17 protein-coding genes are annotated in these 21817 nt (G+C 64.3%); 10 read left to right on the top strand and 7 right to left on the bottom strand.

The features are described from left to right. Positions 1 to 22: 22 nt before the first annotated feature. Both ACYG9V_RS12090 and ACYG9V_RS12085 read right to left on the bottom strand, forming a co-directional pair. Entirely contained in the window at positions 23 to 1225 is a 1203-nt protein-coding gene (locus ACYG9V_RS12090) for a mandelate racemase/muconate lactonizing enzyme family protein (RefSeq protein WP_023732046.1), read from the bottom strand. 1 nt (position 1226) lies between these two features. Further along, the gene (locus tag ACYG9V_RS12085) at positions 1227 to 1946 is read right to left on the bottom strand and encodes a FadR/GntR family transcriptional regulator (protein WP_023732047.1); all 720 of its coding nucleotides are present in this window, start codon (positions 1944 to 1946) and stop codon (positions 1227 to 1229) included. A 105-nt stretch (positions 1947 to 2051) separates the two neighbouring features. Here ACYG9V_RS12085 and ACYG9V_RS12080 point away from each other — a divergent pair, with 105 nt between their 5' ends. Next, positions 2052 to 2951: an SMP-30/gluconolactonase/LRE family protein gene (locus ACYG9V_RS12080; RefSeq protein ID WP_023732048.1), complete on the top strand. Its 900-nt coding sequence runs from the start codon at positions 2052 to 2054 to the stop codon at positions 2949 to 2951. A gap of 37 nt (positions 2952 to 2988) precedes the next feature. Here the strand turns inward: ACYG9V_RS12080 and ACYG9V_RS12075 are convergent, their stop codons facing one another. Beyond that, entirely contained in the window at positions 2989 to 4533 is a 1545-nt protein-coding gene (locus ACYG9V_RS12075) for a helicase HerA-like C-terminal domain-containing protein (protein ID WP_023732049.1), read from the bottom strand. Between the two features lie 349 nt (positions 4534 to 4882). On the opposite strand from ACYG9V_RS12075, the gene ACYG9V_RS12070 reads away from it, so the two are divergent. From ACYG9V_RS12070 to ACYG9V_RS12060, 3 genes are all read left to right on the top strand, one after another. Further along, positions 4883 to 6325, top strand: coding sequence for a methylmalonyl-CoA mutase subunit beta (locus tag ACYG9V_RS12070; RefSeq protein ID WP_352763020.1), 1443 nt, complete (start codon positions 4883 to 4885; stop codon positions 6323 to 6325). After that, a complete protein-coding gene (scpA, locus tag ACYG9V_RS12065; RefSeq protein ID WP_352763022.1) occupies positions 6322 to 8442 on the top strand; it encodes a methylmalonyl-CoA mutase in 2121 nt (706 codons plus the stop codon). The genes ACYG9V_RS12070 and scpA overlap by 4 nt, the downstream gene beginning before the upstream one ends. A 64-nt stretch (positions 8443 to 8506) precedes the next feature. Next, positions 8507 to 8638 carry an AbrB/MazE/SpoVT family DNA-binding domain-containing protein gene (locus tag ACYG9V_RS12060; protein ID WP_352763024.1) on the top strand — a complete coding sequence of 44 codons (132 nt, stop codon included), beginning with the start codon at positions 8507 to 8509 and terminating at the stop codon, positions 8636 to 8638. A 111-nt stretch (positions 8639 to 8749) separates the two neighbouring features. On the opposite strand, the gene greA is transcribed toward ACYG9V_RS12060, so the two are convergent. Then, positions 8750 to 9223, bottom strand: coding sequence for a transcription elongation factor GreA (greA, locus tag ACYG9V_RS12055; RefSeq protein WP_023670749.1), 474 nt, complete (start codon positions 9221 to 9223; stop codon positions 8750 to 8752). A gap of 139 nt (positions 9224 to 9362) precedes the next feature. Between greA and ACYG9V_RS12050 the strand changes: the two genes are divergently transcribed. Then, a complete protein-coding gene (locus ACYG9V_RS12050) occupies positions 9363 to 10718 on the top strand; it encodes a TIGR03808 family TAT-translocated repetitive protein (protein ID WP_023805731.1) in 1356 nt (451 codons plus the stop codon). Here ACYG9V_RS12050 and ACYG9V_RS12045 read toward each other — a convergent pair. After that, positions 10711 to 11715: an asparaginase gene (locus ACYG9V_RS12045; protein ID WP_023731008.1), complete on the bottom strand. Its 1005-nt coding sequence runs from the start codon at positions 11713 to 11715 to the stop codon at positions 10711 to 10713. The two genes, ACYG9V_RS12050 and ACYG9V_RS12045, sit on opposite strands and share 8 nt — an antisense overlap. Before the next feature lie 27 nt (positions 11716 to 11742). Next, positions 11743 to 12909 carry an acetyl-CoA acetyltransferase gene (locus tag ACYG9V_RS12040; protein ID WP_023670746.1) on the bottom strand — a complete coding sequence of 389 codons (1167 nt, stop codon included), beginning with the start codon at positions 12907 to 12909 and terminating at the stop codon, positions 11743 to 11745. A 189-nt stretch (positions 12910 to 13098) separates the two neighbouring features. On the opposite strand from ACYG9V_RS12040, the gene betI reads away from it, so the two are divergent. The 5 genes from betI to betB are packed head-to-tail and all read left to right on the top strand — an operon-like array spanning position 13099 to position 19382. Beyond that, positions 13099 to 13689, top strand: coding sequence for a choline-binding transcriptional repressor BetI (gene betI, locus ACYG9V_RS12035; protein WP_023670745.1), 591 nt, complete (start codon positions 13099 to 13101; stop codon positions 13687 to 13689). An 8-nt stretch (positions 13690 to 13697) separates the two neighbouring features. Then, positions 13698 to 15227, top strand: a complete 1530-nt coding sequence (gene betC, locus ACYG9V_RS12030; protein WP_352763087.1) for a choline-sulfatase — start codon at positions 13698 to 13700, stop codon at positions 15225 to 15227. Further along, complete coding sequence (locus ACYG9V_RS12025; protein ID WP_352763026.1) at positions 15224 to 16228, top strand: threonine/serine dehydratase; 1005 nt, start codon at positions 15224 to 15226, stop codon at positions 16226 to 16228. The genes betC and ACYG9V_RS12025 overlap by 4 nt, the downstream gene beginning before the upstream one ends. 3 nt (positions 16229 to 16231) lie before the next feature. Beyond that, positions 16232 to 17884, top strand: coding sequence for a choline dehydrogenase (gene betA / locus ACYG9V_RS12020; protein ID WP_352763028.1), 1653 nt, complete (start codon positions 16232 to 16234; stop codon positions 17882 to 17884). Between the two features lie 34 nt (positions 17885 to 17918). Next, positions 17919 to 19382 (top strand): betaine-aldehyde dehydrogenase, encoded by a 1464-nt coding sequence (betB, locus tag ACYG9V_RS12015; protein WP_352763030.1) that lies wholly within the window; start codon positions 17919 to 17921, stop codon positions 19380 to 19382. Positions 19383 to 19571: 189 nt separating this feature from the next. Here the strand turns inward: betB and ACYG9V_RS12010 are convergent, their stop codons facing one another. Beyond that, complete coding sequence (locus tag ACYG9V_RS12010; RefSeq protein ID WP_023824216.1) at positions 19572 to 21809, bottom strand: mannose-1-phosphate guanylyltransferase/mannose-6-phosphate isomerase; 2238 nt, start codon at positions 21807 to 21809, stop codon at positions 19572 to 19574. Between the last annotated feature and the right edge of the window lie 8 nt (positions 21810 to 21817).

Raw genomic sequence — 21817 nt, 5'->3', positions numbered from 1 at the left:
TCAATTCCTCCCTTTGGATTTCCTAGATGTCGGTCTTGTCGGAGACGCGGCGCTGGACGGTGTAGGCCTTGCCGAGGTCGGGGTTGAGCGCCAGCCCCAGGCCCGGTCCAGGCGGCACGGTGATCATGCCGTTCTTCACTTCCGGCAGCGCCGTCACCAGGTCCCGGTACCAGGTGCGGTAGAAGGCGCGCACGCTCTCCTGCACCAGCGCATTGGGCGCATTGAGCGACAGATGCGTCGAGGCGGCGAGCACGACCGGACCGGTGCAGTCATGTGGCGCGACCGGCAGTCGCCAGGCCTCCGCCATCGCGGCGATCTTGCGCGCCTCCGACAGGCCGCCGCACCAGGAGATGTCGAGCATGACGATGCCGGCAGCCCCGGTTTCGAGCAGGTCGCGGAAGGCCCAGCGGCTGCCCAGTGTCTCGGAGGCCGAGATCGGCGCCGGGCTCACCGCCTCGTAGCGTTTCAGGTCGCCGAGGCTGTCCATGCGGATCGGGTCCTCGTGCCAATAAGTGGCATAAGGTTTCAGCGCGCCGGCGATCTTCATGGCCGGCAAAAGCTGCCACATCGAATGGAACTCGACCATGATGTCGATCTTGTCGCCGACGGCGCGGCGGATCTTCTCGAACGGCTGCAGCGCCGATTTCAGGTCGGTCGCCGAGATGTCATTGCCACGCGTCTTTTCGGCGGCGTGATCGAACGGCCAGATCTTCATGGCAGTGATGCCGTCCTCGAGCAGTTCCTCGGCCAACTCGCCGGCGCGGTTGAGGAAGCCGTTGAGATCGTCGTAGTCGCGCCCGGCGCCGATGCCGTAATTGGCCGTCGTCTGGCCCTTGGCGTCCTTGATGTATTCGGTGCCGGCGCAGGTGTTGTAGGTGCGGATGGAGCGACGGCTGAAGCCACCCAGAAGCTGAGCGATCGGCTGGCCTGTGACCTTGCCGAAAATGTCCCACAGCGCGATGTCGAAGGCCGAATTTCCGCGCACCTCCGCGCCGCTGGAGCGGAAGCCGAGATAGCCGACAAGGTCGGCGGATAAAAGGTCGATCTCGAGCGGATCGCGGCCGATCACGCGTGGCGCGACATATTCGTGCAGATACGCTTCGACGGTGCGCGACAGGAAGAAGGTCTCGCCGAGCCCGGTGATGCCCTCGTCGGTATGGACCTCGACCCAGAGAAGGTTGGGCCGCTCCTCGATGCGAATGGTCTCGATCGCGGTGATCTTCATGTCAGGCGATTCCCGCGTCGAGGAGCGCCTTGACGCTCTTGTCGAAATGTTGCGCCATGTGCTCGACGGCGAGCCGCGGATCGCCCTTGAGGATCGCCTCGGCTATGTCCTCGTGCCCCTTGATCATCTTGAGCTGGTCTTCGCTGGAGGAGCGTGTCCGCCAGCCGATCACCCAGGTGCGGCGCGTGACCCCGCTGAAGGCGGTGACGATCAGCGAGAAGACCGGGTTGTGCGAGGCCGCCGCGATCGCCTCGTGAAAGGCGATGTCGTGCTCCATGACGATCTCAGGGTGCTGGAAATTCTCACGCATCAGCCTGGCGGATTGCGCGATTGCCGCGGCTTCCGCCTCGGTGCGGCGGAGCGCCGCCAGCGCCACGGTGCGCATCTCGATCGTGCGCCTGACATCATAGACCTGATGCACGCTGATCTGCTGCGTGGTGATGCCGTGCTCGATCACCATCGACATGGCGCCGGTGTCGAGCTTGGCGACGGTGGCGCGGCGCCCGGCGCTCATGTCGATCAGGCGCATTGCAGAAAGCGACCGGAACGCTTCGCGCACGACGGTTCGCGAGACATTGAGCTGGCGCGTCATGGCCGCTTCGCTGGGCAGCGGATCGCCGGCCGCAAGGCCCTCCGAGCGGATGTGCTGGGTGATTGCCTGGATCGCCGTGCTCACAAGGCCGGGATTCGGCTCAGCCGCTGCCTCCGTCGGATCCTGCATGTCTCTCCCTTAAACCTGTATGACAGGTTGTTATTCAGTTGCTGATAATTCATCCGAAAGATATATGTCAAGCGTGTTCTGGATGCGCTGGTCTGGAGGAACCGCATGGACGATATGAACGCTGGCCTGCTCTTCGATGCGCGTGATGTCGTCGGCGAGAGCCTGATCTGGGACGACCGCTGCGACCGGCTGGTCTGGATCGACATTATCGGCCGCAGGATCCACAGACTGGATCCGCTGACCTCAGTTCACGAGTCCTGGGAGACACCCGATCTGGTCACCTCGATCGGGCTGCGCACCGATGGCGGCGCCATTGTCGGCCTCAGGAACGAGATTGCCTTGTGGGACTTCGGCGGGAAGTTCCGAACGATTGCGACGATCGAGCCGGACAGACCCGACATCCGGCTGAATGAAGGCGTCATCGCGCCCGATGGGTCATTCTGGGTCGGCACGATGGCCAACAACATCGGACCGGATGATACGCCCGTCGCCATCGCGCAGGAGGCCGGGCAGCTGTTTCGGGTTGCTCCCGACGGCCGCGTGACGCGCCTGTCCGACGACCGCTTTGGCATCACCAACACCATGGCATGGACACCGGACGGTCGCTTCATCACCGCCGACACAATGAAGAACGAACTCTACAGCTATGCTTGGGACAGGACCGCATGGCGGCTTGAACACCGGCGCCGGTTTTTCGGGGCCTTCGAGCGGGGCCTGCCCGACGGCTCCTGCATGGACGCCGAAGGCTACATCTGGAACTGCCGGGTCGTCGGCGGCAGCTGCCTTGCTCGCATCGCGCAGGACGGCCTACTGGATCGGATCGTCGAACTACCCTGCTCCTGGCCGACAAGCTGCGCCTTTGGCGGCGCCAAACTCGATACGCTGTTCGTCACCTCGGCGCGCTTCACGATGACGGCGGAGCACCTTGACGCGCATCCGAACGAGGGCGGCGTTTTTGCGCTCCGGCCGGGAGAACGAGGCCGACCGAGCAACCGTTTCGGTTAGGTGCCCGCCATGCGGCATTCTTGCGGGCTGATGCCTTTTACCGCCCCCTGGACAGGCTGCCCAGAATCCCGCGCACGATCGCGCGGCCGACCGACGAGCCGACCGAGCGCACCACCGCTTTGATCGCGGCTTCGGCAACCGTCTGGCGGTTGGACGGCCTTGGCGCAGGGGGCCGGCGACCGCCTGATTGCTGCGGCGGCGGATCGTCATTGCCGAAGCCCGGAATGGTCCAGCGCGAGCGCCCGCTGTCGGCCTGCTGCGCCTGCTCGTCCTGCGCATCCCTGGCTTTCTTCTGCAGCATCTCGAAGGCCGATTCGCGGTCGATGGTCTGGTCGTACTGGCCGGCGACCGGGCTCTGGTCGATCAGCTTGCGGCGCTCGTCCGCCGTGATCGGGCCAAGCCTGGACGACGGCGGCCGGATCAATGTCCGCTGCACCATGGACGGCACGCCCTTGACCTCCAGCGTCGAGACCAGCGCCTCGCCGGTGCCGAGCTGGGTGATGGCGGTGGCGCAGTCGAAATTGGGATTGGGCCGGAAGGTGTCGGCGGCGGTCTTGACCGCCTGCTGCTCACGCGGCGTATAGGCGCGCAGCGCGTGCTGCACACGGTTGCCGAGCTGGGCGAGAACCTTTTCAGGGATATCCAAGGGGTTCTGCGTAACGAAATAGACGCCGACGCCCTTGGAGCGGATCAAGCGAACCACCTGCTCGACGCGGTCGATCAGCACCTTCGGCGCCTCGTCGAAAAGCAGATGCGCCTCGTCGAAGAAGAACACCAGCTTCGGCCTGTCGGGATCGCCGACCTCGGGCAATTCCTCGAACAGCTCCGACATCAGCCAGAGCAGGAAGGTGGCGTAGAGCCTGGGGTTCATCATTAGCCTGTCGGCAGCGAGCACGCTGATGGCGCCGCGGCCGTCGCGGGTAGTGCGCATGATGTCGGCGATGCGCAAAGCCGGTTCGCCGAAGAAATGCGCCGCACCCTGCTGTTCCAGCACGAGAAGCGTGCGCTGGATTGCGCCGACCGACGGCTTGGTGACATTGCCGTAGCGCGAACTGATCTCGTCGGCGCGCGCTGCGATGTTGGCCAGCAGCGCCTGCAGATCCTTCATGTCGAGCAGCAGCAGGCCATCCTCATCGGCGATGCGGAAGGCGATGTTCATGATGCCTTCCTGCGCTTCGGAGAGGTTCATCAGCCGCGACAGAAGCAGCGGCCCCATTTCCGAGACGGTGGCGCGGATCGGGTGACCCTGCTCGCCGAACAGATCCCAGAAGATGACCGGGAATTCCTGGAAGTCGTAAGGGTCGAGCTTGACCTGCTCGGCCCGCTTGACCAGGAAATCCTGCGCCTTGCCCATCATGGCGATGCCGGACAGGTCGCCCTTGATATCGGCGCAGAACACAGGCACACCGGCATTGGAAAACCCCTCGGCCAGGATCTGCAGGCTAACCGTCTTGCCGGTGCCGGTGGCGCCGGTGATCAGGCCATGGCGGTTGCCATATTGCAGCAAGAGCTGTTCGGCGCGCTGATAGCTGTCGTCGGGCTTGCGGCTGGCGCCGAGGAAAATGCTGGTGTCGTCAGCCATATGGCCATGTCTCCGCAAACCGATGTGTTAAAAGCCTGTGGCCTTGCCGCAGGGTATAGTCGGGCCATTGCGCAGCGACAATGCTATTCTCCAATTGGGCTATCCATCCAGTTGGCTATTCATCCAGATTGGGCCAATCGTCTAAATTGAACCGATCCTCCAAATCGGTTTTTGGAACTTGCGGATTTTGCCGCTGTTTGGCAATCGTTCATGGTTCGTCCACGCAGGCTGCCCTATATCCAAGACATCGAATCCAGCCGTCGCAGGCGCATTGCATTGCGATATCGGGCAGGGAACCGTAGACTGGACCGCTGAGGTTGGTGCGGCCGCATAAAAACGAGGAGCATGGATGGGCGCCGGAGCCTTGACCAGGAGCATCGAACCCGCTGACGTCGAGCGCCAGCGTTGGCTGGCCTTGGCCGAAAAGGCGCTCGCCGGCGCCTCCTTCGAGGAAAAACTGGTCTCGCATACCGACGATCAGATTCGCATCGAACCGCTCTACGATCGCGCCGGCGGCGCCGAGCCGCTTGTGCGCGCCAACCCCAAATTGCCCTGGATTGTCAGCCAGCGCATTGACGATCCCGATATCGGCCGCGCCAAGACGCAGGCCCTGGACGATGTGGCACAAGGCGCGACGGGATTGTCGCTTGTCTTCGAGGGTGCTCCGAATGCGTTCGGCTATGGCCTGCCGAGGACGGCGCAGGCGCTGGAAACGGTGCTGGATGGCGTACCGCTCAACCGCACGCAGATCCGCATCGACGCCCATCCCTGGAGCCGTGCCGTCGCCGACTGGCTGGTGGCGTTCCTGAGCAAGCGCCGCTCCGACCCGGCAAAGCTGAACCTCTCCTTCGGCATCGACCCGGCGGCAATCTTTGCCGGAACCGGCCGGCTGCGCATGTCGATCGAGGCGTTGCAGGCATCGATGCCGCAATCGCTGGCGCATTTCTTCTCGCTGGGCGTGCCGGGTGTGCTGCTGGAGGCCGACGGGCGGGTGTTCCACAATGCCGGCGCCACGGAGGCGCAGGAACTCGGCACCATGCTCGCTTCCGCCGTGTCCTACCTCAGGATGTTCGAGGATGCGCGCCAGCCGCTTGTCTATGCCGCTCCCCATATCGGCTTTGCGCTGAGCGTCGACCAGGACCAGTTCCTGTCGATGGCCAAGGTCCGGGCCTTGCGCAGGCTGTGGGCGCGCATCCAGGAAACCTGTTCCATCCCGGCATCGACAGCCAACATCCATGCCGAGACGTCGTTCCGCATGATGACGGCGGCGGATCCCGAAACCAACATCCTGCGCACCACCATCGCCAGCTTTGCAGCGGCAGCAGGCGGCGCGGACTCGATCTCCATCCTGCCACACACCATCGCCCTCGGGCTGCCGGCCGGCTTTGCCCGCCGCATCGCCCGCAATGCGCAGTTGATCATGGCCAATGAAAGCCATATCGACCATGTCGCCGACCCAGCATTTGGGTCGGGCGCAGTCGAGGCGCTGACCCTGGGCCTGTGCGAAGCGGCGTGGGAAGAGTTCCAGCGGATCGAAGCGGAAGGCGGCGTTCTGGCAAGCCTGCAGCAAGGGCATATCCAGAAGCGCGTCAAGGCAGCATCCGAGCGCCGCGCCGAGGCCTACCGGTCGGGTGAACGGGCAATCATCGGCACCACGCTTTACCCGCTGAAAAACGATGCCCCGGTCGAGACGCTGGCGGCTGAGCGGCGGCCGCCTTTCACAGAGGGCGTGGCGGTGTGCGAGGCGCTGTTTCCGGTCCGCATCGACCAGGCAATCGGAGCCGCACAGTGATCCCGGATTTCAGCCACATTGGCTGGTCGGCGCCACGGCGCGCGCCGGTCGAGGTCAAGGGCCAGCGGCTGACGCCGGAAGGTATTGCCGTCAAGCATCTCTACAGCCAGGGCGATCTCAAGGGGCTGCCGCATCTCGACACCTATCCGGGAATGCCGCCCTTCGTGCGCGGTCCCTACCCGACCATGTATGTCCAGCAGCCGTGGACGATCCGGCAATATGCCGGCTTCTCGACGGCCGAGGAATCCAACGCCTTCTACCGGCGCAATCTCGCCGCCGGCCAAAAGGGCCTTTCGGTCGCTTTCGATCTGCCCACACATCGCGGCTATGACAGCGACCATCCGCGTGTATCAGGCGATGTCGGCATGGCGGGCGTGGCCATCGATTCCATCCTCGACATGCGGCAATTGTTCGACGGCATCCCGCTCGACGAAATGACGGTGTCGATGACCATGAATGGCGCGGTGCTGCCGATCATGGCGCTCTATATCGTTGCGGCCGAAGAACAGGGCGTCGCGCAGAAGGATCTCGCCGGCACCATTCAGAACGACATTCTGAAAGAGTTCATGGTCCGCAACACCTACATCTATCCGCCGAAGCCCTCGATGCGGATCGTGTCTGACATCTTCTCCTATACCTCCCAGCACATGCCGAAGTTCAATTCGATCTCGATCTCCGGCTATCACATGCAGGAGGCCGGCGCGACCGCGGACCTGGAGCTCGCCTACACCATCGCCGACGGCATCGAATATGCCCGCGCCGGCGTCGCCGCCGGGCTCGACATCGACCGTTTCGCCCCGCGGCTTTCCTTCTTCTGGGCGATCGGCATGAACTTCTTCATGGAGATCGCCAAGCTCCGCGCGGCGCGCATGTTGTGGGCGACCCTGATGCAGAAGAATTTTGCACCGAAGGATGAACGCTCGCTGTCGCTGCGCACCCATTGCCAGACCTCCGGCTGGTCGCTGACGGCGCAGGACCCCTACAACAACATCACCCGCACCATGATCGAGGCGATGGCGGCGACGCAGGGACATACCCAGTCGCTGCACACCAACTCGTTCGACGAGGCGATGGCGCTGCCGACCGACCACTCGGCGCGCATCGCCCGCAACACGCAGTTGATCCTGCAGAAGGAATCCGGCACCACCCGCATCATCGATCCATGGGGCGGCTCGGCGTATGTCGAACGGCTGACGCATGATCTGGCGGCGCGTGCGCTCGCCCATATCGAAGAGGTCGAGGCGCTTGGCGGCATGGCGGCGGCAACCGAACAGGGCATTCCAAAACTGCGCATCGAGGAAGCGGCGGCGCGCACGCAGGCGCGTATCGATTCCGGCGAGCAGATACTGGTTGGCGTAAACGCGCATCGCCCCGAGAACGACATCGAGGTCGACGTGCTGAAGATCGACAATGCCGAGGTCAGGGCCCGACAGTTGTCGAAGCTGCAGAACCTCAAAGGCACGCGCAATGTCGGCGCGGTCGAGAGCGCGCTCGATGCGCTGACCCGCGCTGCGCAGGGTAACGGAAACCTGCTGGAATTTGCCATCCGCGCCGCGCGCGCCTATGCCACGGTCGGCGAGATCTCGCTGGCGCTGGAAAAGGTCTTTGGCCGTCACGTCGCCTCGGTGCAAACGATCTCCGGCGTTTATCGCAATGCGCTTGGCGACAATCTGACGGTCGGCCGATTGCTGGAGAAGCTCGAAGCTTTCGAGAAGAAGTCCGGCGGCAAGCCGCGCATCCTGGTCGCAAAGATGGGACAGGACGGCCACGACCGTGGCCAGAAGGTGATCGCCACGGCCTTCGCCGATCTCGGCTTCGACGTGACGGTCGGCGCGATGTTCCAGACACCCGACGAGATCGCCAGGCTGGCGGTGGCGCAGGACGTCCATATCATCGGCGCCTCGTCGCTGGCGGCCGGGCACCTGACACTGATCCCCGAATTGCGCGATGCGCTGAAGAAACTCGGCCACCCCGACATGCTGATCGTCGTCGGCGGCGTCATCCCGCCGCAGGATTACGGCGCAGTGCTGGAAGCGGGTGCCGCGGAAATCTTCCCGCCAGGGACGGTTATCCCGGAGGCTGCGGATCGGTTGCTGGACCGGCTGCTGGCGAGCTGATTGAAACAGTTGCACTGCTTATCAAAGTTGCGTTACAATATCGGGCGCAACCTATGGTATAGCTATGAACACCATCATTCACGGACTTGAGGACGGATCGGGCGTTGTAATCCTGCCGCGGGAAACGCTCGACAGCTTGAGCCTGCAAGTGGGCGATGAACTCCAGATCATCGATACCACGACGGCATCATCCTAAGGCCGGTGCCGTGTGACGACGTCGAACGGCAAATACGTGCTGCTCGCGATGTCATGGACAAGTATGAGCCCGCGTTGCGAAAGCTGGCTGTGCAAATAGGGTGAGCTGGCGTCAGGCGTCCGACAGCTTGACAATTTCCCATTCCTTGCCGTTGACGCTTGCGACGTCGCCGACCTTCTTGCCGAACAGCGCCACGGCCATTGGCGAGACGTGTGAGATGCTGCCCTTTGAGGGGTCGGCCTCGTCCTCGCCGACGATCTTCCAGTGCACTTTCTTGCCGTCATCGCTTTCCAGCGTGACACCCATGCCGAAGCGCACCTGGTCGCTGCCCGGTTCCGGCACGGAAAGCTCGGCGCTTTCGCGGCGCGCTGTCCAGTAGCGCAGGTCGCGCGAGACGACGGCAATGCGCTCGCGATCGGCTTTTCGCTCGGCTTTCGCCAAAATGTCGCGCAGATCGGCCAGATTGTCCTCGATCATCGCCAGGCCGCGCTCCGTCACCAGATTGCGGTGTTGGCTGATCGGCCGCTCGCCGATGCCGGCAATGGCGTTTTCGCTGTCTTCCTCGCGGGTGAAAGCCCTGCTCATCGGATAAACTTAGGCCCGCTTCGGCGACTGTACAAGCCACTTGGCGGACCCGGTCATTGGTCGGACTATCGCCGAGCGGAGACCTATGCGGCTGGCCCAATTCCTGCGAAGAACCATTTCATCGCAGGGATCTGTGCCGATGTTGAACAGACGAACGCTTCTCAAGGGGACTGTCGGCTTTGCGGTGCTCGGCGTTTCGCTGGACAACGCCTTGGCGAAGACGGCAGCGCTTGGCTCGATCAATGCCGCCGAGCTTGGCGTGGAGCCGGACGCACCGGACGACCAGAGCAAGGCCTTCGCCAGGATGCTAGCCGAGGCAAGCCAGCGCAATGCGCCGGTGTTCCTGCCGCCGGGCACCTATGTCGTGTCCAACCTGACCCTGCCCGCCCGCGTCAGGCTTTCGGGCGTGCCGGGCGCCTCGCGCATCCTCTATGGCGGCAATGGCCATTTGCTGACGGCCGAACAGGCCGAGCATATAGAGTTCACCGCATTGGTCTTCGACGGCGCCAACGGCGGGTTGGCCGACGATGCGCAAGGCCTGCTCGACCTGCGCCGCGTCGCCCATCTCGTCATCGACAATTGCACGATCACCGGCAGCGGCAAGCATGGGCTGGCGCTGGAGCATGCGTCGGGCCGCGTCGAGCGCTCCGAGATTTCGGGGGCTGCGGACGCCGGCATCTACTCCGTCGAGGCCGCTGGCCTGGCGATATCCGATAATGCCGTATCCGACTGCGGCAATGGCGGCATTCTTGTCCATCGCTGGCAGCAGGCCGAGGACGGCACGATCGTCAGCGGCAACCGCGTGCAGCGGATCGGCGCGCGCAGCGGCGGCACCGGGCAGAACGGCAATGGCATCAACGCATTCCGTGCCGGCAATGTCTCGGTCACCGGCAACATCGTCTCGGACTGCGCCTTCTCGGCGATCCGCGCCAACAGTTCCAGCAATCTGCAGATGACCGGCAACACCTGCTCGCGGTCGGGCGAAACCGCGCTCTATTCCGAATTCTCCTTCGAAGGCGCCATCATCGGCAACAACATCGTCGATGGTGCCGCTAACGGCATCTCGATCGTCAATTTCAACGACGGCGGCCGTATGGGTGTCTGCTCAAACAACATCGTGCGCAACCTCTCGACCACCGGCCCCTACCCCGCCGACGCGCCGGGCTTCGGCGTCGGTATCAGCGTCGAGGCCGACACCACCGTCTCGGGCAATGTCATCGAGAACGCGCCGCTCTACGGCATGCAGATCGGCTGGGGCGCTTATATGCGCAATGTTGTGGCTACGGGAAACATCATCCGTCAGGCCGGAACCGGCATCGCCGTCACTGTGGTAGAAGGCGCTGGAAACGCCATCATTTCCGACAACGTCATCGACGGCGCCAAGAACGGCGCCATCATCGGCCAGCGCTGGGCCGAACCGGCGACCGGCGACCTCGCGCGGTCAAGCGTAAGCGGCTATGCGCATCTGACGGTCGAGCGAAACAGGGTCAGCTGAGCGCCGTCGTCGGCCGCAGCGAGCCGACCTTGGCACCGATGCGGCTTTCGATCGGCGGATTGGCCCGCTCCAGAAGGTTCGCCGCCAGTGCGCCGTCGGCGCTGAGAAGTTTTGCCAGCACAGTGGCAATCATCACCTCGGCGGCGCGGCCGGCGCCGTCATCACATTTTAGCGCGATGCCGAGGCCAAGCTCCGGAACGGCAGCGCAATAGACACCCTCGGCGCCCGTCTTGACGAATATGCGGCCGGGCGCGGCCTGCATCAGCGCCACATCCACTTTGCCGGTGCCGGCGACCAGGTAAGGCTCGGCCATACAGGCAGACAGCAGGCGTTTGGCCGCCTTGGCGCGCTCAGGGCCAAAGCTCCTGCCCGTCGCCATGCGGGCAAAGCCAAGGGCAAAACTTTTCAGCGGCACGGCATAGGTGGGGATCGAGCAGCCATCGGTTGCCCGGTGATCCGCATCGTGGGCAGCGCCGGTCACCGCCTGCATGGCGTCGCGCACCATCTCCTGCAAACCATGGCCTGCCTTGACGTAGCCTTGGTGGGCAATCCCTGAGTGCACGCAGGTGCAGAGAAATCCGGAATGCTTGCCCGAGCAATTGTTGTGCAGTGCGTTCGGCGAGACGCCTGTGCGGGCCAGTGCGATCGTCGCGTCGTGGCTCGACGGCCAATGCGCGCCGCATTCCAGCGCCGACTTGTCGAGCCCGGCCTTGGCCAGCATCGCCTGCGCCAGTTCGACATGCGCGGGTTCGCCCGAATGCGAAGCGCAGGCCAGCGCCAGTTCGCGGTCGCCCAAGCCGTACGCATCGGCAGCACCCGTTTCAACCAGCGGCAGCGCCTGGATCGCCTTGACCGCCGAGCGCGGAAACACCGGCCGCGCCGTATCGCCGATCTCCAGGACAGGCTTGCCGTCACCGTCGAAGATTGCGACAGCGCCGCGATGGGCGCTCTCGACGATCGCGCCGCGCAAGACCTCGACCAGAACCGGATTTGTCATCACCACCCCGAAATATACGGGCCGCTTCTACCTGATCCGGTCGAGGATGGAAACGTAGTTGGCGACGGCAGCGCCACCCATGTTGAAGATGCCGCCAAGCTTTGCGTCCGGCACCTGGATGCCGTCTGCTTCGCCGGTCAACTGCATGGCGGTCAGCACATGCATCGACACACCGGTGGCGCCGATCGGATGGCCCTTGGCCTTCAGCCCGCCCGAAGGATTGACCGGGAGCCTGCCGTCTTTTGCCGTCGTGCCGTCCAGCGCCAGCCTGGCGCCCTCGCCCGGCTTGGCCAGGCCCATCGCCTCATATTCGATGAGTTCGGCAATGGTGAAGCAGTCATGCGTCTCGACGAAGGAGAGGTCGTCGAGCGTCACGCCGGCCTTCTTCAAAGCCTGGTTCCAGGCCTGCGCGCAGCCTTCGAAAGACAGGATGTCGCGCTTCGACATCGGCAGGAAATCCTGGACATGCTCGTTGGCGCGGAAGGCGACGGCGCGGCGCATCTTCAGCGCCGTCGAGGTGTCGGTGAGCACAAGAGCGGCGGCGCCATCGGAAACCAGGGAGCAATCGGTGCGCTTCAGCGGACCGGCGACGAAGGGGTTCTTCTCGCTTTCCTGGCGGCAGAATTCGTAACCGAAATCCTTGCGCATCTGCGCGTACGGATTGTCGACGCCGTTCTTGTGGTTCTTGGCGGCGATCATCGCCAGCGCGTCCGACTGGTCGCCATAACGCTGGAAATAGGCCTGCGCGATCTTGCCGAAGACGCCAGCGAAACCGGCCGGCGTGTCGCCCTCCTCCGGCAGATAGGAAGCCTTGAGCAGGTTCTTGCCGATCTCGGGGCCGGGGGTCGTCGTCATCTGCTCGGCACCGACCACCAGCACGATGCGGGCGGCATTGGCGTCGATGGCGCGGATGCCTTGGCGGACCGCTGCCGAACCCGTGGCGCAGGCGTTCTCGACCCGCGTCGCCGGCTTGAAGCGCAGCCGGTCATCGGCCTGCAGCACCAGGCTGGCGGTAAAATCCTGAGGGGAGAAGCCGGCGTTGAAATGGCCGAGCACGATCTCGTCGACCTCATCCGGGCCAATGCCGGCATGGTCGAGCGCGTCGACCGCGACCTTTGTGATCAGGCCCTCGAGCGTCTCGCCTTCAAGCTTGCCGAAGCGCGAATGCGCCCAGCCGACGATGCATGCGGTCATGGCAACCTCCGTTCGCCGCAAGCCTAACATGTCATAGCGCGGCATCAGCCTCTAATATTGTTCAACAGTGAACCGTTTTCCAGTCCAAAGGATGGGCCAGGGCAACATGATCGGTTGATCCGAGCGCGAGTTTTTTATTGATTGATCCGTCAATAAAAAATAATCTCTGTTTTGATCTGGATCTCCCCAATGCCGAAGGTCGGAATGGAACCGTTGCGCCGCAAGGCGCTCATCGACGCGACGATCTCGGCGATCGGCGAGCGCGGCTCGCTTGATGTGACCATGTCGGAGATCGCCGGACGGGCGGGCGTGTCGTCGGCCCTGGCCCACCACTATTTCGGCGCCAAGGACGAACTGCTGCTGGCAACGATGCGGCACATACTGGCCGAGCTGACCATCGACATGCGGCGCGCCCTGCAATCCGCCGGCTCGCCGCGCGAACGCGTCTCGGCGGTGGTCGCCGTCAACTTCTCCGACATCCAGTTCCGGCCGGAAACCATCGCGGCCTGGCTCGCCTTTTATGTCGAGGCCCAGAAATCATCGGCCTTGCGCCGGCTGCTCAGGGTCTATGCGCGGCGGCTGCATTCCAACCTGATGAGCGGACTGATCGGCATACTGCCGCGCAACGAAGCCGACCGCGCGGCGGAAGCGGTCGCGGCGATGATTGACGGGCTGTACATCAGGCGCGCGCTGAAGGACGGCGTGCCGGATGCTCAAACCGCGATCGCGCTGGTCGAAGATTATCTCGAAATCAAACTCGGCGGGCGACAGACACAGTGACAGCCTCAGTGATATCAAGGCGACCCAACATCCTGATCGTCATGGTCGATCAGCTCAACGGCACGCTGTTTGCGGACGGGCCGGCGGACTTCCTGCATGTGCCGCATCTCAAGGCGCTGGCCGCACGCTCGGCGCGCTTCGGCAACAACTACACGGCCTCGCCGCTTTGCGCGCCGGGCCGCGCCGCTTTCATGAGCGGGCAATTGCCGTCGCGCACCCAGGTCTATGACAACGCCGCCGAATTCGCTTCCTCGATCCCGACCTATGCGCATCATCTGCGCAGCGCCGGCTACTACACCTGCCTGTCGGGCAAGATGCATTTCGTCGGGCCGGACCAGTTGCACGGTTTCGAGGAGCGGCTGACCACCGACATCTATCCCGCCGATTTCGGCTGGACGCCGGATTACCGCAAGCCTGGCGAGCGCATCGACTGGTGGTATCACAATCTGGGTTCGGTGACAGGCGCCGGCATCGCCGAGATCACCAACCAGATGGAGTATGACGACGAGGTCGCCTTCCACGCGGTGCAAAAACTCTACGATCTTGCCCGCACCTCCGAGGACGAGGCCAGCCGGCCCTGGTGCCTGACGGTTTCCTTCACCCACCCGCACGACCCCTATGTCGCACGGCGGCAATATTGGGGATTCTATGAAGACTGTCCGGCGCTTGAGCCGGAGGTGGGATTCATCCCCTATGCCCATCAGGACCCGCATTCGCAACGGCTTTACCGGGCCAGCGACTACGACAGTTTCAACATCACGCCGGAGCAGATCCGCCGCTCGCGGCGCGGCTACTACGCCAACATCTCCTATCTCGACGACAAGGTCGGCGAGCTGATGTCGGTGCTGGAACGTACGCGCATGCTGGACGACACGGTCATCCTGTTCTGCTCCGACCATGGCGATATGCTTGGCGAGCGCGGCCTGTGGTTCAAGATGAACTTTTTCGAGGGCTCGGCACGGGTGCCGCTGATGATCGCCGGCAAGGGCGTTGCCGCGGGGCTGATCGACGCGCCGGTTTCCAATCTCGACGTGACGCCGACATTGTGCGATCTCGCCGGCATCGACATCTCGGCGATCGCGCCGTGGACCGACGGCCAGTCGCTGCTGCCGCTGCTCGAGGGCACGAAACGCGATGCTCCAGTTCTGATGGAGTATGCCGCCGAAGGCTCCAACGCGCCGTTGGTGGCGATCCGCGACGGCCGCTATAAATTCATCCATTGCGAGATCGATCCGCCGCTTCTGTTCGATCTCGAAGCCGATCCGCAAGAACGCACCAATCGTGCCACCGATCCGGCGCATGCCGATCTGGTGGCGGCCTTCACGGGAGCCGTGCGAGCGCGCTGGGACATGGCGGCATTCGATGCCGCGGTGCGCGTCAGCCAGGCGCGGCGCTGGGTGGTTTATCCCGCGCTGCGCAACGGCACGCATTACCCCTGGGAGTTCCAGCCGCTGCAGAAGGCGTCGGAACGCTACATGCGCAACCACATGAACCTCGACAATCTCGAGGAACAGAAACGCTTTCCGCGAGGCGAATGATGACAATTGTCCCCTCCCTCGAGCACCTCAGACAGGCCTATGCCGTGACGTCGAAGGCGACGCAGATCACGCCTTTGCTGGAATCGACAGCCTTGGCCAAGGAGACGGGTGCGGCCCGCGTCTTCATCAAACCGGAATCGCTGCAATGGGCGGGATCGTTCAAGGTGCGCGGGGCCTATTGGCGGTTGAAGCGGCTGTCGCCGGATGAGGCCATAAAAGGCGTCGTCGCCTACTCCTCCGGCAATTTCGCGCAAGGGTTGGCGGCTGCCGGCCAGGCGCTCGGCATTCCCGTCACCATCGTCATGCCGATCGACGCGCCGGCCGCCAAGCGCGATGCGACCGCAGGCTATGGCGCGCGCGTCGTGCTGACAGATCATGGCGAGCGCGCCCGTGAAGAGGTCGCAGCCGCCAAGGCCCGCGAGATTGCCGAGACCGAAGGGCTGGCGTTGCTGCATCCATTCGACGATCCGGAGATCGTTGCCGGCCAGGCCGGCGCCGGGCTCGAAGCGCTCGAACAACTCGAGGCAAAGGACGCCAGTGCCGACCTTCTGTTCTGCTCGGTCGGCGGTGGTGGGCTGATCGGCGGCGTCTCGCTCGCCTTCCACTATCTGTCGCCGGCAACCGAGATCATCGGCGTCGAACCGGAAGGCTTCAACGGCATGGGTTCATCGCTAGCGCATGGCGCCATCGAGACCATGCCGATCGCGCCGAAGTCGATCTGCGACGGGCTGATGTCGCGGCGGCCGGGCGACGCGCCGTTTGCGGCGGTCAAGACCGCCGGCGTGCGCGGCATCACCGTCGATGATGCCTCCGTGCGGCGGGCAATGAAGATCGCCTTCGAACGGATGAAGCTGGTGCTCGAGCCATCGGGCGCCGCCTCTCTGGCGGCGCTGCTCGGCGGCAAGGTGGATGTGACGGGTAAAGCGGTCCTGGTTGTGGCTACCGGCGGCAATGTCTCGCTCGCCGATTTTATTTCGCATATGAACGATGGGCGCATGTGAACCATGCTTGAAGCAGACTTCGTCATCATCGGCTCCGGCTCGGCCGGCTCGGCCATGGCCTACCGGCTGTCGGAAGACGGCAAGCATTCGGTGATCGTCATCGAGTTCGGCGGCACCGATATCGGGCCGCTGATCCAGATGCCGTCGGCGCTGTCGATCCCGCTCAACATGAGCCTTTACGACTGGGGCTTTGCCAGCGAACCGGAGCCGCATCTCGGCGGCCGCGTGCTGGCGACGCCACGCGGCAAGGTGATCGGCGGCTCGTCCTCGATCAACGGCATGGTCTATGTCAGGGGCCACGCACGCGACTTCGACCACTGGGCCGAACAGGGGGCCGCCGGCTGGGGCTTCGCCGACGTGCTGCCCTATTTCAAGCGCATGGAGGACAGTGACGGCGGCGAGGACGGCTGGCGCGGCCACGGCGGCCCGCTGCACGTCCAGCGCGGCCTGCGAAAGAATCCGCTCTACGGCGCCTTTGTCGAAGCCGGCCGTCAGGCGGGTTTTGAATTGACCGACGACTATAACGGTTCGAAGCAGGAAGGCTTCGGACCGATGGAGCAAACCATTCGCGGCGGCCGCCGCTGGTCGGCGGCGTCAGCCTATCTGAAGCCGGCGCTCAAGCGGCAAAATGTCAGCGCGATCAAAGGCTTCGCCCGTCGTGTGATCATCGAGAATCAGCGCGCTGTCGGCGTCGAGATCGAAGCTCACAAACAGATTCAGGTCGTTAAGGCGCGACGTGAGGTGATCGTTGCCGCATCATCGATCAATTCGCCCAAGATCCTGATGCTGTCCGGTATCGGCCCGGCCGCGCATCTCAAGGAGAACGGCATCCAGGTCGTGGCCGACCGGCCCGGTGTCGGCCGCAATCTGCAGGATCATATGGAGCTCTACATCCAGCAGGAATCGACCCAGCCGATCACGCTGAATTCGGTTCTCAACCCATTCTCCAAGGCGCTGATCGGGGCGCAGTGGCTGTTCTTCAAGACCGGCCTCGGCGCCACCAACCATTTCGAGGCCGCGGCCTTCGTGCGCTCGCAGGCCGGCGTCGACTACCCCGACATCCAGTATCACTTCATCCCGGCTGCGGTGCGCTATGACGGCAAGGCGGCGGCGAAGGCGCATGGCTTCCAGGCCCATGTGGGGCCGATGCGGTCGAAGTCGCGCGGCTCGGTAACGCTGCGCTCTCCCGACCCGAAAGCGGCACCGGTGATCCGCTTCAATTACATGTCGCATCCAGACGACTGGGCCGAGTTCCGCCACTGCATCAGGCTAACTCGCGAGATCTTCGGCCAGAAGGCTTTTGACGGCTTCCGCGGCAAGGAAATCTCGCCGGGTTCGCATGTCCAGTCGGACGAGGATCTCGACGCCTTCATCCGGGATCATGCCGAGAGCGCCTATCACCCGTGCGGCACCTGCAAGATGGGTCGGGCCGATGACATCACGAGCGTCGTCGATCCGGAGTGCCGCGTCATCGGCATCGACGGGTTGCGGGTTGCCGACTCCTCGATCTTTCCGCGCGTCACCAATGGCAATCTCAACGCGCCCTCGATCATGACCGGCGAAAAGGCCTCCGACCACATTCTCGGCCGCACGCCGCTGGCGCCCTCCAACCAGGAACCCTGGATCAATCCGCGCTGGCAGGTGGCGGATCGATAGGGCATTGTCCGGCGAAGACCATTGGAGAATTCATATGCGCGCCCAGCCAACGGCATCGCACTATGTCAACGGCCGCTATATCGAGGACGAAGGCGGCGCGCCGCTGCCGGTGATCTATCCGGCAACGGGTGAGATCATCGCGACGCTGCATTCGGCGACGCCGAACGTGCTGGAACTCGCCATCGAAGCCGCCCGCGCCGCGCAGCCTGCCTGGGCACGGTTGAAGCCGGTCGAGCGCGGCCGCATCCTGCGCCGCGCCGCCGACATTTTGCGCGCGCGTAATGCCGATCTGGCGCGGATCGAGACCCTCGACACCGGCAAGGCGATCCAGGAGACGCTGGTGGCGGACGCGCTCTCGGCTGCCGACTGCCTCGAATATTTCGGCGGCGCGGTCGCTGCCTTCAACGGCGAGGCCATCGATCTCGGTGGACCCTTTGCCTATACACGCCGTGAGGCGCTGGGTGTCTGCGTCGGCATCGGCGCCTGGAACTATCCGATCCAGATCGCCGGCTGGAAATCCGCCCCCGCGCTCGCCATGGGCAACGCCATGGTATTCAAGCCTTCGGAAAACACGCCGCTGTCGGCGCTGGCGCTGGCCGAGATCTACTCAGAGGCGGGCCTGCCCGACGGGCTGTTCAACGTGGTGCAAGGCTATGGCGAAGTCGGCGCCGGCCTCGTCGGCCACGATGTCGTTGCCAAGGTTTCGGTGACCGGCTCGGTGCCGACCGGGCGCAAGGTGCTGTCGCTCGCCGGCTCGAAGATGAAGCACGCTACCATGGAGCTCGGCGGCAAGTCGCCGCTGATCGTGTTCGACGACGCCGATCTCGAAAACGCTATCGGCGGCGCCATGCTCGGCAACTTCTATTCGACGGGACAGATCTGCTCCAATGGCACGCGTGTTTTCGTACAAAGCGGCATCCATGACCGCTTCGTCGAGCGGCTGGTCGAGCGGACGAAAAAGATCCGCATCGGCGATCCGCTCGACCCGGAGACTCAGATGGGGCCGCTGGTCAACAAGGCGCAGCAGGAAAAGGTCGTTTCCTACATCGCGGCCGGCAGGCAGGATGGAGCAACGCTCGCCTGCGGTGGCAACGTGCCGTCGCTGCAAGGGTTCGATGGCGGCTTCTTTGTAGAGCCAACCGTGTTCACCGGTGTCACCGATAAGATGCGCATTGCGCGCGAGGAGATTTTCGGGCCGGTGATGAGCGTGCTGAAGTTCGACGGCGAGGACGAGGTGATCGACCGCGCCAACGACACCGAATTCGGCCTCGCCGCCGGCGTCTTCACCCGCGACCTGCAGCGCGCTCATAAGGTGATCGCCGAACTGCAGGCCGGCACCTGCTGGATCAACGCCTACAATCTGACGCCAGTGGAAATTCCGTTTGGCGGGGTGAAGCAATCCGGCATCGGGCGAGAGAACTCGCTGGCGGCTTTAGCGCTCTATTCGCAGCTGAAGGCGGTGTATGTCGAGACCGGGGACGTGGCGAGCCCGTATTGAGGGTTGAAAGCGAAGTGACAGCTGATCTCCCCCCTTGCGGGGGAGATGGCCGGCAGGCCAGAGGGGGGTGTGACGGATCGCCAACCTTTGGTCTGATCTTCGAGTAGCTGAGACGTCGGCGGGACAGCACCCCCCTCTGCCTTGCCAGGCATCTCCCCCGCAAGGGGGGAGATTGGCAGCTCCAACGCTTCACCCCTTCTGCGCTGTCCCATCAAGATACTGCGTCAGCGCGCAGACCAGATGATAGAAGATGCTGGCCGGCACGTCCGATGCCAAGGAGCGGCCGCGTTCGTCGATGCGGTCGATCCACAGGCCGAGCGGCGCCGGGTCGATGTGCCAGCGGAATAGCCGGCCGACGCGCGCCTCGATTTCGGGCTTGAGGTCGGGACCGCCCGAGCCATCCAGCGCAATCGCCGCCTTGATCGCTTCCGCCTGCGGCCAGCTGCGCGATACGAGGTCGAGCGGCAGGCCCTGCCGGGAGACCGCACCGTAGGCAAGGCCGGTGGCGCGGTTGAGGCCGTTGGCGATGGCCGAGGCGTAGAGCTTGCGGGCAAAATTGCTCAACTCGCCCTGGCCGCTGCGGGCGACGAAATCGGTGAGCAGCGAGGCCCATTCGAAATGATGGCCGGGCTCGGTCCATGTGCCCTTCTCGCCGGCGGCCGGCTTCCACCCGGCGTCGAAATATTCGCCCAGCGTCCAGCTCTCGGCATCGAAGAAATGACTGCGGAAAAGGTCGATGATGCGCGCGGCGCGGCGCAGATAGGTGCGGTCGCCGGTCGCCTCATACCAGGCGAGGAAGGCCTCGAGCAGATGCATATGCGGGTTGGAGCGCCGCTCGCCCTCCCCGTCCGACGTCTCGAGGAAACCGGTCATGCGGCTGTCCTCGAGATGCGCGTCGAGGAACACGAAGGTCTCCTGGCCCAGCCGCAGCGCATCCGGATTGCCGCACATATGCGCATGCGCCAGCGCCAGCAGCACGCAGGAATGGTCGTAGGCATCCTCGGTTGGGTCGGCGACGGAGCCGTCGACATTGAGCGTGCGCACCCAGCCGCCCCGGTCCGTGCGGCCCTTGCCGGCCATGAAGGCGATGCCATGGGAGATCAGGCGATCGGCTGGACCGTCCCAGCCGCGGGCCTTGGCAACGGCGAAGGCGTAGACTTGCCTCGCCGTCGTGCGCATGCGCTTGGGCTTCAACAGCGCCTCGCCGTGGAAGCCGAGCGCCTCGTGGAAGCCGCCATGACGCTCATCGACGCCTGAAGTCGACCAAAGCGGCAAGGTCTCCTCGAACAGCCAGTGATGCACGCGCCGACGCCAGGCGCCGCTCTCGATGACGCGGTCGTGTGCCGGCGTAAACCTGGTTTCCAGCCGTCCCGATTTCTCCAGCTGCTCGACGATCTTCTTGACGTGCTGGCTGTGACTGACCGGGGCAACGAAGGTGGCGTCTGCGGTCGAGACGATGGCGACATCCTTCATGCCGATCGCCGACAAAAGCCGGCCGTCGCTGCGGATGTAGGAGTTCTCGCAATCGATGGCGACGACATCGCCGACGACGACATTGCCCTTGGCGTCGGCAGGGCCGACATCAAGCAGCGACTGCCAGGAGCCGAGGTCGTTCCAGCGGAAGCCGGCCGGCACCATCGCGATGTCCTTGGCCCGTTCCATGATGGCGTAGTCGATCGAGTTCGACGGGATGGCGGCGTAGAGGTCGAGCGGCATATAGAGGCCGGACAGGTCGCTCGTTGCCGCCTTGTAGGCGGTTTCGGTGGCCTGCCAGATGTCGGGTTGGAAGGTGGCGAAGGCGTCGCGCATGGCGCCGGCGCGAAACAGGAAAATGCCGGTGTTCCAGTAGAAGGTGCCCGCACTGAGATAGCTCTGCGCAGTGGCGAGGTCGGGCTTTTCGACGAAGCGCGACACGTCGAAGACGCCGCCGCTTTCGGCTGCGACTTCGATATACCCATAGCCGGTCTCGGGCTGCGCCGGCTTGATGCCGAACACCACCAGACGGCCGGCAAGCGCTGCCTGGCTGCCCGCCTCGACGCTCTGCCAGAACTGCTTGGGCGTGGCGATTTCGTGGTCTGACGGCACCACCAGCACCAGGCTGTCGCCGAACTCCGACAATGTGCGCAGCGCGGCCAGCGCCACGGCGGCAGCCGTGTTGCGCCCGGTCGGCTCGAACAGCGGGCCACCGCCGGCGAGGTCGAGTCCGGCAAGGTCGGCATGGACACGCTCGGCATGGCGCTCGGCGGCGATCAGGAAGATCGGCGTCTCACCTTCCGGCCGCGCCGTCAGCCGGCGCAAGGTCTTGGCCAGCATCGAGCCGTCGCCGGAGAGATCGTGGAACTGTTTCGGGTTGTCCTCGCGTGACAGCGGCCACAGCCGCGAGCCGACACCGCCGCTCATGACAAAACTGACGATGCGCTCGCTCATGAAAGGTC

This window comes from Mesorhizobium sp. W016 (assembly GCF_054719485.1).
Note: the sequence above shows the minus strand (reverse complement) of the source record. Positions and strands in the feature narration are given on the sequence as shown.

Excerpts from the sequence above, each read along its gene's own strand:
- ACYG9V_RS12060 (WP_352763024.1), top strand. The coding sequence starts at position 8,507 with ATGAACACCATCATTCACGGACTTGAGGACGGATCGGGCGTTGTAATC.
- betI (WP_023670745.1), top strand. The coding sequence starts at position 13,099 with ATGCCGAAGGTCGGAATGGAACCGTTGCGCCGCAAGGCGCTCATCGAC.
- ACYG9V_RS12085 (WP_023732047.1), bottom strand. The coding sequence starts at position 1,946 with ATGCAGGATCCGACGGAGGCAGCGGCTGAGCCGAATCCCGGCCTTGTG.
- ACYG9V_RS12075 (WP_023732049.1), bottom strand. The coding sequence starts at position 4,533 with ATGGCTGACGACACCAGCATTTTCCTCGGCGCCAGCCGCAAGCCCGAC.
- ACYG9V_RS12070 (WP_352763020.1), top strand. The coding sequence starts at position 4,883 with ATGGGCGCCGGAGCCTTGACCAGGAGCATCGAACCCGCTGACGTCGAG.
- ACYG9V_RS12090 (WP_023732046.1), bottom strand. The coding sequence starts at position 1,225 with ATGAAGATCACCGCGATCGAGACCATTCGCATCGAGGAGCGGCCCAAC.
- betB (WP_352763030.1), top strand. The coding sequence starts at position 17,919 with ATGCGCGCCCAGCCAACGGCATCGCACTATGTCAACGGCCGCTATATC.
- ACYG9V_RS12045 (WP_023731008.1), bottom strand. The coding sequence starts at position 11,715 with ATGACAAATCCGGTTCTGGTCGAGGTCTTGCGCGGCGCGATCGTCGAG.
- ACYG9V_RS12010 (WP_023824216.1), bottom strand. The coding sequence starts at position 21,809 with ATGAGCGAGCGCATCGTCAGTTTTGTCATGAGCGGCGGTGTCGGCTCG.
- betA (WP_352763028.1), top strand. The coding sequence starts at position 16,232 with ATGCTTGAAGCAGACTTCGTCATCATCGGCTCCGGCTCGGCCGGCTCG.
- greA (WP_023670749.1), bottom strand. The coding sequence starts at position 9,223 with ATGAGCAGGGCTTTCACCCGCGAGGAAGACAGCGAAAACGCCATTGCC.
- ACYG9V_RS12025 (WP_352763026.1), top strand. The coding sequence starts at position 15,224 with ATGATGACAATTGTCCCCTCCCTCGAGCACCTCAGACAGGCCTATGCC.
- ACYG9V_RS12050 (WP_023805731.1), top strand. The coding sequence starts at position 9,363 with ATGTTGAACAGACGAACGCTTCTCAAGGGGACTGTCGGCTTTGCGGTG.
- ACYG9V_RS12080 (WP_023732048.1), top strand. The coding sequence starts at position 2,052 with ATGGACGATATGAACGCTGGCCTGCTCTTCGATGCGCGTGATGTCGTC.
- ACYG9V_RS12040 (WP_023670746.1), bottom strand. The coding sequence starts at position 12,909 with ATGACCGCATGCATCGTCGGCTGGGCGCATTCGCGCTTCGGCAAGCTT.